The sequence below is a fragment of the Mixta sp. BE291 genome, from assembly GCF_031457955.1.
Taxonomy (GTDB): Bacteria; Pseudomonadota; Gammaproteobacteria; order Enterobacterales; family Enterobacteriaceae; genus Mixta.
The window spans coordinates 26,628-40,352 of sequence record NZ_JAVDXN010000008.1; the positions used below are offsets into that span (position 1 = coordinate 26,628).

Consider the following 13,725-nt stretch of genomic DNA (forward strand, 5'->3'; position numbering starts at 1 on the left):
GAAATTACTCTCCATTGTGTTGTGATACGTCATCATCCTGCGATAACGCTTTGGGATTGCCGGGTAGCTGACAGGCACTGGCCTGCGGTACCAGACTGATTTCGACACGGCGGTTAAGCGCACGGCCCTCCGGCGTGTCGTTGGTTGCGACAGGGCGGCTTGCGCCATAGCCCTGCACCGCAAAGCAGCTTTCCGGCACATCACCGGTGTCACGCATCCAGTCGCGCACCGCTGCGGCACGTTTCAGGGACAGCGTCTGGTTGCGTTGCGGGTTACCGGTGTTATCGGTATGGCCGGACACGACAATCAGCCAGCCCGGTTTCGCCTTAACGCCGACCAGCGAATTCACCAGCCATTTGGTGGAGCCGGATTTCAACGCCGATTTGCCAGAATCGAACAGCGACATGCTGTCGAGACGGACAATTTTCGGTAGCGGTTTGGGTTTCGGCTGCGGTTTTGGCGGCGGCGGTGGGGGCGCCCAGGAGCGGATCGCATCCAGCACAGGCATTCGCAGACGCTCACCCTGATACAGACCGAGGCTCATCCGGGCCGGTACGCCATTGCGCGCGTAGTCGTCCAGCTCTGCCGCATCGTCACGCAGCACGGCAACGGCGTCGGCTTTTGGTCCGAAATCATGCATTGGGATACGGTCATAGCGGGTAATATCGAAGCTCACACGCTGCAACAGCTGGCGATTGTTCCAGCCACTGCTGAGCAGCGCAGCTATCGCCGCCAGTGTGAAGATCCCGAGCGCACAACGGAAGGCTCGCCCACGCGGCGTCAGGCCTCGCCCTTCCGGCAGCAGCGGCAGGATAAAATCCGGGAAGGGGGAAATAACCGTACTGTTCGTTGCTACCGGCTGCCAGCCCGCCACCTGCTGCATCGCAGTGTGACGGGAAAGCCAGGCCGTCCAGGTCGATGTGGTCAGCGTTCCGGCAAGGATCGGGCCTATTCCCCACAGCACTGCACCAGGCGCAATAACAGGAATATCGGGGTTCTCATCCATAAAGACAGCGTTGACGTGCTGATGGAACCAGTTCATCAGGCTGTTCATCAGCACCTGTTGCTGCATCGCAGGCGACCCACCGGTGGCGACCCATGCAGCGATTGAGCTCGGTGCTGAAGACTCACACCAGACCTTTACCCCTTCCCCCGGGATAGCCGCCTGCCAGAGCGTCTCTTTCGCCAGCGCGCTGCCAACCTGACCATTCAGAACCAGCGGCACAGCATGACCGGTTTCTTTACGCAGCTGGCTGATTTGCCAGCGCAGGGCCAGCAGGCGACGGGTCAGGCGCTCGCTGTCGGCGTGTTTCTGCGGGCAGACACTGACCATCACCGACAGCTGACGCCCCCAGTCAGGTCGCAACCACAGAACCTGGCGGGCTGCCTGCTCCAGATCCTGATGATCCTTTACGTGGATCCAGCAACCCTGCGTGACAGTGAGCACCGGTGACGGCTGCATACATGTCAGCGGCAGATCGCCACAGACCAGCACCACGGGCTGACGGTAAGTGGCTTCCGGGAGGGAATCCAGACACAGGGTGACATCGTGCTGCGCACGACGACTGGCGACAGTCCAGAACGTCAGGATAAGCCCCAGCAGCATCAACAGCACGCCTACCGAAACCAGTCGGGAGAGCGGCAGGAACCCCAGGCAGACGACGCCACTCAGCAGGGCGGCCCACAGCGCAAGCCCGCGCTGTTGTGCAGGACTCATTTCACCACTCCCGGCAACAGGGTTAGCAGCATCTGATCCAACCAGTGATCCAGTCCCCACCAGAGTGCGGCGACCACCATCACGCTCAGGCCAATACGTACCGGCCATGACGCCAGCCAATCGCCCATTCTGCGCCCGGCGCGGCTTTCCGCCAGTACCGGATAGGTTTGTGGATAGCTGAACGGCGTGGCATGTTCACTGAGGGCGTTGACAAGTTTCTGGCGCTCCGGATCGTTCAGGGCGCGGAAACTGCCGAGGAACCCCAGCATCATGACCCGCTGGAAGCAGGTCACGACGGCATGGTCAGGAGCCGGTTCATGCAGTACATCGCGCATCCGATCGCACAGCGTATCACCGGCGTCCATGGTGCCGAGAAAATGTCCCTGTAGCGGAATGTCATACCACTGTACACAGGCGTCATCCTCCACACCGCGACCTTTGACCGCCTCATCGAGCAGCGCGCACTGTGCCGTGAGAATATGCTGGCAGCTGGCTTCATCGAGTCCGCTGGCTTTCAGCTCACGCTGCACGCGCGCCACATCAGCAATACAGCGCTCCCACAGAATTCGGCCCTGGCCTTCCTGAAACTGCGGGCCGTGACGCAGGCTGATCGCTTGCAGCCACGTGTCCTGCAGCAGGGCATCAATATCAATGGACGCGGCAGCGCCGCGTTTACGCTCACTCATGTTCTCAGTACCGCAAAGAGTTCAAGTTCTGGCTCGCCGAGCATGCCCGGAACGTAAAACATACAGGTGCCGCTCTGGAGCATTTCGGTGACCAGAGGATGAGAAACATCAAGGCTGAAATACTGGTTTTCCAGACGCAGTGGAATGGCTGCCGGTACATGGCGCAATGGCGTCAGAGGAACGCCCACCCGCGATGAATTGACGATACTTCTGACATGATCGGGGCTGCCGACCTTGCACTGGCGCGGGAACTGTTCCTGCAGCTGGGCCACCGGCATAGGTGAACACACGGAGAGATAGTAATCAGCCCCCTCGCGCAGACGTGGGTCATGCAGACGCGCCTGCCAGAAGTGAAGTCGGGCATCATGCTCAAGCTCAATCGCCACCACCCGCGACGGCAGGCTGGCTTCCAGCAGGTCGCCCAGTAAATCAAACAGCGGCGGGAAGACGTTATTCAGTTGCTCATGCTGCCAGGCCGGAATAGCACTCACCTGGTGCTCCAGCGAGAAGGTCAGCAAACTGCCCGCAAGCCGCGCCAACTCCGGGTAGAGACGCTCAGGCGGATTTTGCGGGTGGTGCTGAAACTGCCCGAGCACTGGCTCGGCGCTGTTCAGCGCATTGAGCAGCCAAAACAGGGATACGTCGGCCACAGCAAAATCAGCCATGCGCTCATTACTTTCACGGCGCATCGCCATTAGACGGCTTAAACGGGTACGCAGCTGGGTCATCAACTGTTCTAACTGGGTCATCAGCCAGCGGCTACCCTGGATGGTCAGAAGCGGAGGGAGAAACGTCTCATCGAGTTGCCACGCCCCCTGCGAATCCTGCTTCAGGCGGGCGACCGGACAGGTCAGGTAATCGCTGTTGTTCTGATGGGCAAAGCGCAGCGTCAGCTCTGGCTGCATTACCGCAATCTGGCGGGTATCATCGCCGAACATATTGCGCACATCGCGCCAGCGCTGACGATAGCGAACAGGGCGCTCGGCCACCTCATCGGGTTTAAGGCAGTTACCGCCATTCGCCCGCAGCAGCGGAAGGGCCAGCACCACCGCCACGTCCTGTGATTCACTGCCAAGCGTCAGCGCCGGTGGCAGGTCGTCAGCATTATCCGTGTCGATAAGCGTCCCGTCCGGGAAACGAAGATGCAAATGGCGGGCCTGCAGACGGCCCAGCTTCAGCGTTTGTGTTTCAAAAGCGACATTTATCACGCCCCAGGGCTGTGATAACCCCATCCGAGCGATACTTTCGGCAGACCAGGCCGCATACGCGACCTGTTGCTGGAAGTGCTGAGGAGAGACCATAACGCCCCTTCCCCATAACGGTTGCTCCGTTTTCATCGGCTTCCTGCCTTACGTTACGATTTCGCTTTCGGCATCTGAGAAACCAGTGACAGGTTGACGTCCATCCCTTCCACCTGGAAGTGCGGGATGGCGAACAGTCGGACACGGAAAAAGCCCGGATTGTCTTCGATGTCTTCCACAATCACTTTCGCATCACGCAGCGGGTGAGACGCCTGCAGCTCGTCGCCCGGATCGGTCATTTCAGTTACCAGACCGCGAACCCAGGTGTTTAGCTCAAGTTCCAGCAGGCGACGGTCTTTGGTGGTGCCGATGTTTTCACGCTGGATCAGCTTCAGGTAGTGCGCGATGCGTGACAGCAGGAAGATGTACGGCAGACGGGCATTGATGCGGCTGTTTGCGGTCGCATCTGCTGTATCGTACAGGGCCGGTTTTTGGGTCGAGTTCGCCGAGAAGAAGCAGGCATAGTCGCGGTTGCGATAGTAGGACAAGGGAATGAATCCCAGATTGGCAAATTCAAACTCGCGTGTTTCCGGGATCATCACTTCAGACGGGATCTTCACCTGATTGCCGGTACCCAGATCGTACAGATGGATGGGCAGATCCTGGACGGCACCCCCCGCCTGCGGGCCACGGATCTGCACACACCAGCCGTTGTTGATAAAGCTGCGCACCATATTGGCTGCAAAAGCGAACGAGGCGTTGGTCCACAGGTATTTTTCGTGATCCGGCCCTTTCACTTCTTCAACATAGTTAAAGCTGCGTACCGGTACGGTGTCCGGACCATACGGCAAGCGGCCGAGTACACGCGGCATCACCAGACCGATATAGCGCGAATCGTCCGTCTCGCGGAAAGATTTCCACTTGATGTACTCGGCGCGGTCAAAGTAGTTACCGATATCCTTGATGGCCGCCACCTCCTCCATCGAGTCCTTGAGGAAGAATTGCGGGCCGACAGCGCCGATAAACGGCATATGCGCGGCAGCAGAGACTTTCGAAATATTGCGCAACAGGGCAACATCCTGCGCAGAGGCATCAAACTCCCAGGCGGAAATCAGCGCGGCAATTGGCTCGCCACCCGGCGTGTCATACTCATCAATATAGGTATGTTTATACAGCCCACTCTGGATAATTTCCGGGCTGTCTTCGAAATCCTGACGCAGGTCTTCTTTGGCGATATCCAGCAGTTCAACCTTCACGTTCTGGCGGAAATCGGTTTTATCGACCAGGGATTTCACGCCGCGCCACAGACTTTCTACCGCCTGAAAATCTGCATGATGCATGACCGCATCAAGCTGAAGGCTGATCTGGTGATCCAGCTCCGCGATATGATGGTCAATCAGGTTTTTGTCGAGTTTTTCAACTTTTGAACCCGATTTTGTCAGGCATTCGAGAAACACCTGCATGCCCGCCGTTAAACGTTCATCTGCGGTCGCATCCGACATTGCCTGCGCGTCCTGCCAGATATCCAGCGCACTCAGCTCAGAGACCGGGCTCAGGTTGATTTTTTCAAACAGGGACGCATAAACCCCACCTGAAGCCGGACGTTCAAGCACCACACTCTCGCCGCCCGCGGCATGTTCATTTTTTACCGACATCAGCATCTTCCTTATTAATCCGTTAAATTATCGCGACCGTTATGGCTGTTTCGGGGCCAGGGCGGAGAGTTCGGCCTTGAGTTCTGCGCTTAACGCCGGGTCGAGCAGGATTTTTTCCAGCTCTTTTCTGAAAGCCTGGTTATCCAGCAGATTCGCTTTTAAATCGCGCAGCAAATTACGCATGGAAAGCATCGCTTTCAGCTGAGGTATTTGGCGGGAGACCTGCTCCGGGGTGAAATCCTTTATGCTCTGGAATGTCAAAGTGATGTTGTTTTCGCTGCCGTCATCAGCCAGCGTATTTTTAACGGTGAGATTTACTTTTGGGGAATATTCGGAAAGCACGGCATTAAAGTTATTTTTGTTCAGATTAACTTTTTTGCGCTCAAACAGGGGGGCTGTCTGCTGGCCATTGCTGAAATCACCCGCAACCAGTAATTTCAAAGGGAGCTCGGTTTTCTTGCTCGCCCCGCCCGTATGCAAATCAAGCTTTAAATTAATACGTGCCTTGGGTATTTCTGACTGAAAGGAAGAGTTAGACATGGCTGTCCCTGTTCTATGGAGTAATAGAAACGGTCAATGCCAGTGAGAAATTAATAAGAAGGCTTACCTTGCCAAAACAACGTCCAGGTTCATATCTTCCGACGAGAATTAACATTCCAGAGTTAAAAGCGAGCGCATTCCATTCACCAGCATATCGACACTGTACTTTTGAGTATTTATCTGAAATAAAAAAATTCAAATAAGGCCCAATAGACGGAGTGTAGAAACCTACCCTACTCGATCGGAAATGAAACTTTGTAACAAAATTTTACATTTAATTCATTTAACAATTAAATACCATCCTAATGATTTATAAGACTTTTCCTGCAAATGCCCTTCAGACCTTATGGAATAAGGATGTGCAGTAAACGATCAATTTAACTCAGGCAATAGATTTGTACAAAATCCCGTCAGTCAGGTGAAATATCTGTTTTGGTACTTTTATCAAAAATGAGAGGCAGAAGGTGATCGTCTATGTGAAAAACTAACAATATGTCTGGGCCTTTACCTATTTTTATTATTCACTTGAATAAGATTTAATATTTCCCTCAAAAAAAGAAATGTCGCGACGGGACTTCATATATGTCTCATACCTGTGCCAGTGCTATATAAATCTCAGGTGTCGGGAAGTGAGCGCGACCAGCCACAATAGCCGTCCAGATTGCGCAAAGCGGGGGGAATCGAAAGGTTTTATAACGCTGCGGCTAAAGACGACGTTGCCTGCAAGCGTAAACAGGCAACCATGCGTGTTAGTGTGCCAGTAAACTCAACGGGCGTTTAAACCAGATAGCGCCGAAACCAGGCGATAGTGCGATCCCAGGCCAGTTCCGCCGCCTTGCGATCGTAACGCGGCGTGGAATCATTATGAAAACCGTGATTCACGCCGGGATAGATCCAGGCTTCATAGTGCTTTCCGGCCGCTTTTAACGCGGCTTCATAGGCGGGCCAGCCCTCGTTGATGCGCGTATCCAGCTCCGCATAGTGCAGCAGCAGCGGCGCCTGAATGCGCGCCACCTCTTCTACCGGTGCCTGGCGACCATAAAAAGGCACCGCCGCCGCCAGTTCGGGATAAGCCACTGCGGCCGCATTCGCCACGCCGCCGCCATAGCAGAAACCGGTAATGCCCACCTTGCCGGTGCTCTGCGGATGCCGCATTAAAAACTCTACGGCCGCGAAAAAGTCGTTCATTAGCTTAGTTTGATCGACCTGCTGTTGCAGCTCGCGCCCTTTGTCATCATTGCCCGGATAGCCGCCAACTGAACTTAATCCATCGGGCGCCAGCGCAATAAAACCGGCTTTTGCCACGCGCCGGGCGACATCTTCAATATAAGGGTTCAAACCACGGTTTTCATGCACCACCACCACCGCTGCGGTTTTCGTCTGGATAGCCGCGGGCCGGACAAAATAGCCTCTTACCGACTGATGCCCGTTGGGTGAAGGGTAAGTGAGATACTCAGCATGGATATCGGGATCGGTAAATTCCACCTGCTCCGCCAGCGCGTAATTCGGGCTGAGCATCGAAAGCAGGCTGACGGCCGTCAGGCCACCAATAGTATATTTTGCCGCCTGCGCCAGAAACTCACGCTTGCTCAGCATGCCATGGGCGTAATGATCGTAAAGCTCCAGCAACTCCTGCGGAAAATCTTCTGCGGTCAAACGTGCCATTACCAACTCCTCGCAACGGGTTTTGTTCACAATGTAAACAGCCGGGAAGCAAAAAAGAAGCGTTATTTATTACTTACACTGAGCTACATTTTGTTACGCCGAAAATTGCTAAATTAATACCCCTGAAAACTGTATCTAACAAAACTATAACGATCGTTACTTTCTGGGTAGGCAAATGGGCGAGACGCAAAAAACGCAATACATCGCAGATCTGATTGCGTGGATCGAAGATAACCTGACGGAAGAGCTTAATATCGATACTATTGCGCAAAAGTCAGGCTATTCAAAATGGCATATGCAGCGGCTGTTTAAAGAGATGACCGGGCAAACCGTTGCCACTTATGCGCGCAAAAGACGTCTTACCAAATCCGCGATGGCGCTGCGCTTAACGCGCCTCTCTTTAATTGATATTGCCATACGCTATGGCTTCGATACGCAGCAAAATTTCACCCGCGCATTTCGGCATCATTTTGCTTTGACGCCCCATGCTTATCGTTACGCTGATGAGCTTAATACTGCGGCGTTCCACAGCCGATTTAATCCCCTGCAACAAGAGACGCGCCTGCCGGAACTGGTGACGTTACCCGATCGGGTTATATATGGCGAAAGCCACCGCTACGAATGTTTATACGGTGACTTTGTTGAAGATAAACAGCAAATTCTGCAGCACTATTTGTCCGATTTTATTCGCGATAATAAGGGAAGCCGTGAACAGGGTTATATCACGCTGCAGTTTACACCCTGCGCACAGCGCAAAGAATATCATACGGTTAGCCTTATGCGCGGTCTGGAACAGCGGGAGGGTGAATATTCCTTACAGGCCCAGCGTGATATTTTGCCCGGCGGTTTATGGCTGAAACTGGCCCTGCAAATAGATCCCTGTAATTTCAGTGGTTTTATTATCGATGCCTATTATCATCACCTGGCGCAACCAGGCCTGGCGCGCCGTCCCGGTCAGGATTTTCTGACGCTCGATCTGCCCCATTGCAGCAGCGAACAGCTGACAGGCTATTTGTTTATTCCGGTTAATTTCCATCTGCCAAATACGGCCCCGCTCGCCTCTTAGAAAAGGCGTTATCCGTTAACGCGGCCGTCAGGCTTTATTTATTTCTTCATCATAGGCGCACGTAGCAGGCAGCGCGTAATAATCAAGCGAATTATGTTCATTTTTTCTGCGCGCTGAACGTCGATACCGGGTTAATTTCTGCCCAAAGATCGTTAACAGCTGCTATATAAAATGCAGTGAAGAATAATTCCTGCCAAAAAGTCGGAACTTTTAACGCTTATTCATATAAAATTTAACGCATCAGGAACATTTAGCTCACAGAAGAGCGCTATCAGGAACACTGAACACCCGTACTTTATCTGCTGGTACGCAACCAGGCTGGTTGTTTACTTAGGTTTATGGCAACACTCAAGAGGTCTACATTATGGGGAAAGACTCCTCACCTTCACGCGTGATACGGCTTCTCACCGTATTATTCGCATTGCTTTGCGGCGCGTATTTACTGGTTGGCGGGCTGTGGCTCTCAACAATCGGCGGCAGCTGGTACTATGTTATCAGCGGCATCGCGATGCTGGTCACGGCATTCCTGCTATATCGTCGTCACAGCGCAGCGCTGGTGGTCTACGCCCTGCTGCTGCTCGGTACAATAATCTGGTCAGTATGGGAAGCGGGTTTCGACTTCTGGGCGCTGGCGCCGCGTACGGACGTTTGGGTTATTTTCGGTATCTGGCTGCTGCTGCCGTTTGTTTATCGCGGCATTACGCCTGCGCATGGCGGCAAAGCAGGCGCTTCCCTGATGGGCGTGAGCCTGGTTGTCAGCGTTATCGTGCTGGCCTGGGCCGTATTTAACGACCCGCAAGAGATCAACGGCACGTTGCCAACGGCGCAACAAACCGCACCGGCTGCGGCTGACAGCACTATCCCACCGGGCGACTGGCCAGCGTATGGCCGCGATCAGGCTGGCACCCGTTATTCTCCGCTGACGCAAATCAACGAGAAAAACGTCAAAGATCTGCAGGTTGCCTGGACTTTCCGTACCGGCGATGTGAAAAGGTCGAGCGATCCAGGTGAAATCACCAACGAAGTCACACCGATTAAAGTTCGCGACACGCTTTACCTGTGTACCGCGCACCAGATTCTGTTTGCGCTGGATGCTACCACCGGTAAAGAGAAGTGGAAATTTGATCCGGAGCTGAAGACGGATCCGACTTTCCAGCACGTTACCTGCCGTGGCGTTTCTTATCATGAAACCCCTGCCGCAGCTGATGCCAGTGCTGCTGCCCCTGCGCTGTGCGCACGCCGCATCATCCTGCCGGTCAACGACGGTCGTCTGTTTGCGCTGGATGCGGAAACCGGTGAACGCTGCCCGGATTTCGCCAACAATGGCGAGCTGAACCTGCAGCACAAACAGCCGGTTACCACGCCGGGTGCCTATGAGCCGACCTCTCCGCCGATCATTACTGACAAAGTCATTGTGATTGCGGGCGCGGTAACCGATAACTACTCAACGCACGAGCCGTCAGGCGCGATTCGCGGCTTTGACATCAATACCGGCGCGCTGCTGTGGGCGTTCGATCCGGGCGCGAAAGATCCAAATGCTATTCCGGCAGATGGTCAAAGCTTTGTACCGAACTCGCCTAACGCTTGGGCACCGGCTTCCTATGATGCCAAGCTGGATATCGTTTACCTGCCGATGGGCGTTTCCACGCCGGACATCTGGGGCGGTAACCGTACGCCGGAACAAGAACATTACGGCAATACCCTGCTGGCGCTGAACGCGACCACGGGTAAAGAAGTATGGGCCTACCAGACTGTCCACCACGATCTGTGGGATATGGATGTGCCTGCGCAGCCGACGCTGGCTGATATTACCGATAAAGATGGCAATACCGTGCCGGTTATCTATGTGCCAGCGAAAACCGGTAACATCTTTGTGCTGGATCGTCGCAACGGTAAGCTGGTTGTGCCTGCGCCGGAAACCCCGGTTCCGCAAGGCCCGGCAAAAGGCGATCGTCTGTCGCCGACTCAGCCTTATTCAGAGCTGACGTTCCGTCCGAAAGAGCATCTGGCGGGCAAAGATATGTGGGGCGCCACCATGTTCGATCAGCTGGTGTGCCGCGTTATCTTCCATCGTCTGCGTTATGAAGGTCCGTTCACGCCGCCGTCTGAGCAGGGCACCCTGGTGTTCCCGGGTAACCTCGGCATGTTTGAATGGGGCGGTATCGCCGTAGATACCAACCGTCAGATCGCGATTGCTAACCCGATGGCGCTGCCGTTTGTTTCTAAACTGATTCCGCGTGGCCCAGGCAACCCGATAGAGCCGCCAGAAGGCGCTGCGGGCGGTTCAGGCACCGAAACCGGTATCCAGCCGCAGTATGGCGTACCCTTTGGCGTGGAACTGAATCCGTTCCTCTCGCCGTTTGGTCTGCCGTGCAAACAGCCAGCATGGGGCTATGTCTCTGCGCTGGATCTGAAAACCAACGAAGTGGTATGGAAAAAACGTATCGGTACCGTTCGCGATAGCGCACCGGTTCCTCTGCCGTTCAAAATGGGTATGCCGATGCTGGGCGGCCCGGTAACCACGGCGGGTCACGTATTCTTTATCGCAGCCACGGCGGATAACTACCTGCGCGCTTTCAGCACCAATACCGGTGAGAAGCTGTGGGAAGGTCGTCTGCCAGCGGGTGGTCAGGCAACGCCGATGACCTATGAAGCTAACGGCAAGCAGTATGTAGTGATTTCTGCCGGTGGCCATGGCTCTTTTGGCACCAAAATGGGCGATTACATCGTTGCTTACGCGCTGCCGGATCAGAAATAATCTGACCTGCAACGCTGACAAACCCCGCTAAGGCGGGGTTTTTTTATGCCTGACAGATAAGCCGCGCGACCGGCTGCCACACCCCGGCTCAGGGTTTCTCTCCTGCTCTGCGCATTTGATAAAGGTTATACAGCGTGCCTGCCGCCATCATCACCGCCGTAGCAAGAAACACCATTCGCATACCCAGCCAGCCACCGACCATGCCGCCAAACAGCGGGCCGCACACCTGGCCGACATATTGCGCTGAAGTGGACCAGCCCAGCGCCCTGCCCACCTGCTGATGAGCAACGTGATGACGTATCAGGCTGGCAATACAGGGCAATAATCCGCCGAGCGCCATGCCCATGAAAAAGCGCAGCGCGACCAGCTGCCAGGCGCTGGTAATAAATGCCTGCGGGATCAGTAATAGCGCAGCGGCTAAAAGTCCGCCGGTCAGCACCGGCCAGTGACCCACGCGATCCGCCAGTTTGCCCAGCCAGGCCGCTGAAATAATGCTGCCCAGCGCCGCAGCGGACATCACCACACCAGCCACCGGCGCGATACGGTCTGCCTGAGGAACAAACTGCGCGACATACAGCGTGATAATGGGTTCTATCGACATATTGGCAAAAATCAGCAGCATGCCGGTCAACAGCATCAGCGGCAAAATACCGCTGCGCAGGCTAAGCCTGATGGCTGCATGGGCACGCGGCTGCGCCTTTGGCGGTGGCGCTTCCTTCAGTAACAGGCAGGTGGCGAGGAAGGCGCAAAAGATTACCGCTCCCGCCAGCCAGAAGGTGGCACGGATGCCAATGAGCGGCGGTAACAAGCCGCCGATTAACGGCCCGGCCACGTTGCCCGCCATAATCCCGGCGGAAAGCATGCCGAGCGCCCAGCCGAGATGGGCCTTTGGCGTTTGCGCGGCGACAAGAATGGTCGAGCCGGAAGCATAGCCGCCCAATAAGCCCGCCAGCAGACGCAGCGCCACCAGCTGCCAGGGCGCATCCGCCATGCCGATCAGCGACATCGCCACCGCCATCCCCAGGCTGGCGCGGATCAACATCAGTTTGCGCCCGTAGCGATCCGCCAGTCTGCCCCAGAGCGGCGCGGTCAGCGCGGCGGTAAAAAAGGTGGCGCCGTAGGCGAGGCCTGACCAGCGGGCGATGGCCGCCGGATCGCTCACGCCCAGCTCCGCTACATAGAGCGGCAGGAAAGGCAGCAGCAGCGTCATTGCCACCAGCGTGGTAAAGGAGCCTGCCATGCAAACCCATAAATTGCGTCGCCAGTAGGGTGCCGGATCGATCCCTTGCTGTTGCCAGGTGCTCATCTTTTTCTCCTTATCGTCAGGCAGCTATGCTAACAAGCCGCAGCCACTATCCCGACGGTAAGCAAGAAAGTTCTCCAGAGGCGCGCTTTTGTTTATGGTGAGAAACAATCCATGGATGCCAGTGCTGCCTGTAGCTGCTGACAAAAGGTTGCTACCAGCGCGCGCGGCTGCTCGGGTTGACGGACAATCAGGTAGCTGTGGTAATCATCCATCTGCCAGTCAGGCAGCAGACGCACCAGCCGCTGCTGCTGTTGCGCGGCGCGCGCGATATAACAAGGAAGATAAGCGATACCGGCACCGGCAATGGCTGCGCTCAGCAATGCCTCGCTGTTGTTGATACGAAAGCGGCTGTGAACATCAATATTGAGTTTTTGTTTGCCCTGGCGAAACGGCAGCGCGAGCGTATGCGCCGCGCCGCGAAACAGCAAATAATCATGGCGCGGCAGCTGCTGCGGATTGCTTATCGCCGCTTGCGCTGCAGGATAATCCGGGGCGGCGAATAACCCCCATGCAATCGACGAGAGCGGGTGAAAAGCGGCCACCGGCGGCGTTGAGCCGACGACAATCGCCAAATCGTAGCGATCCTGTTGCCAGTCAACGGGCCGATCGGTGAGGTCAAGATCGACCTGCACGTGAATATGCTGCGCAACAAAGGCATTGAGCGTCGGCACGATACAGTGGCGGCCAAAATTAACTGGCGCGATGATGCTTAGATTACCGGCAGGCTGCTGGTGATAATCGCGAATAAAGGCATCGGCACCCTGCACTTCCTGCAGCGCGCGCGCACAATACTGATACCAGGCGCGCCCCACTTCAGTTACTGCAATACGCCGGGTAGTCCGCTCCAGCAGCTTCACGCCAAGACGGATCTCCAGTTGGGCGATCTCTTTACTGATAAAGGATTTTGACAGACCAAGACTCTTTGCCGCCTCGGTGAAACTCAAGGTTTCCACTACGCGGGCGAACACCATCATCGCGGTAATATTTTCAAGCGGCTGCATAAGGGCTCCCGACAGCAGATGACGGACAGCCTGACAAAAACGAGAGGGAAATACCAGCGGGAAGAGTAGAGAACAGAGCCGCCCGCAGGC

Annotated in this window: 10 protein-coding genes; 2 read left to right on the forward strand and 8 right to left on the reverse strand. The window is 55.6% G+C overall.

Going from position 1 to position 13,725, the window contains the following annotated elements; genetic code table 11:
* Positions 1-4: 4 nt before the first annotated feature.
* From J2X14_RS17095 to yghX, 6 genes are all read right to left on the reverse strand, one after another.
* Positions 5-1,717 (reverse strand): OmpA family protein, encoded by a 1,713-nt coding sequence (locus J2X14_RS17095; protein ID WP_352412380.1) that lies wholly within the window; start codon positions 1,715-1,717, stop codon positions 5-7.
* Positions 1,714-2,403, reverse strand: a complete 690-nt coding sequence (gene tssL / locus J2X14_RS17100) for a type VI secretion system protein TssL, short form (protein ID WP_352412381.1) — start codon at positions 2,401-2,403, stop codon at positions 1,714-1,716. The genes J2X14_RS17095 and tssL overlap by 4 nt, the downstream gene beginning before the upstream one ends.
* A complete protein-coding gene (gene tssK / locus J2X14_RS17105) occupies positions 2,400-3,740 on the reverse strand; it encodes a type VI secretion system baseplate subunit TssK (protein ID WP_352412382.1) in 1,341 nt (446 codons plus the stop codon). Before tssK ends, tssL begins: the two co-directional genes overlap by 4 nt.
* 17 nt (positions 3,741-3,757) lie before the next feature.
* Positions 3,758-5,305 carry a type VI secretion system contractile sheath large subunit gene (gene tssC, locus J2X14_RS17110; protein ID WP_352412383.1) on the reverse strand — a complete coding sequence of 516 codons (1,548 nt, stop codon included), beginning with the start codon at positions 5,303-5,305 and terminating at the stop codon, positions 3,758-3,760.
* A 33-nt stretch (positions 5,306-5,338) separates the two neighbouring features.
* The gene (gene tssB, locus J2X14_RS17115; RefSeq protein WP_352412384.1) at positions 5,339-5,839 is read right to left on the reverse strand and encodes a type VI secretion system contractile sheath small subunit; all 501 of its coding nucleotides are present in this window, start codon (positions 5,837-5,839) and stop codon (positions 5,339-5,341) included.
* Between the two features lie 777 nt (positions 5,840-6,616).
* Positions 6,617-7,504, reverse strand: a complete 888-nt coding sequence (yghX, locus tag J2X14_RS17120) for a YghX family hydrolase (protein ID WP_352412385.1) — start codon at positions 7,502-7,504, stop codon at positions 6,617-6,619.
* A gap of 175 nt (positions 7,505-7,679) precedes the next feature.
* On the opposite strand from yghX, the gene J2X14_RS17125 reads away from it, so the two are divergent.
* The gene (locus J2X14_RS17125; RefSeq protein ID WP_352412386.1) at positions 7,680-8,570 is read left to right on the forward strand and encodes a helix-turn-helix domain-containing protein; all 891 of its coding nucleotides are present in this window, start codon (positions 7,680-7,682) and stop codon (positions 8,568-8,570) included.
* Between the two features lie 364 nt (positions 8,571-8,934).
* Positions 8,935-11,328 (forward strand): glucose/quinate/shikimate family membrane-bound PQQ-dependent dehydrogenase, encoded by a 2,394-nt coding sequence (locus J2X14_RS17130; RefSeq protein WP_352412387.1) that lies wholly within the window; start codon positions 8,935-8,937, stop codon positions 11,326-11,328.
* A gap of 88 nt (positions 11,329-11,416) precedes the next feature.
* On the opposite strand, the gene J2X14_RS17135 is transcribed toward J2X14_RS17130, so the two are convergent.
* Together J2X14_RS17135 and J2X14_RS17140 are read right to left on the reverse strand one after the other, a co-directional pair.
* Positions 11,417-12,634, reverse strand: a complete 1,218-nt coding sequence (locus tag J2X14_RS17135; protein ID WP_352412388.1) for an MFS transporter — start codon at positions 12,632-12,634, stop codon at positions 11,417-11,419.
* A gap of 92 nt (positions 12,635-12,726) precedes the next feature.
* Positions 12,727-13,635 carry a LysR family transcriptional regulator gene (locus J2X14_RS17140; protein WP_352412389.1) on the reverse strand — a complete coding sequence of 303 codons (909 nt, stop codon included), beginning with the start codon at positions 13,633-13,635 and terminating at the stop codon, positions 12,727-12,729.
* Positions 13,636-13,725: the final 90 nt, after the last annotated feature.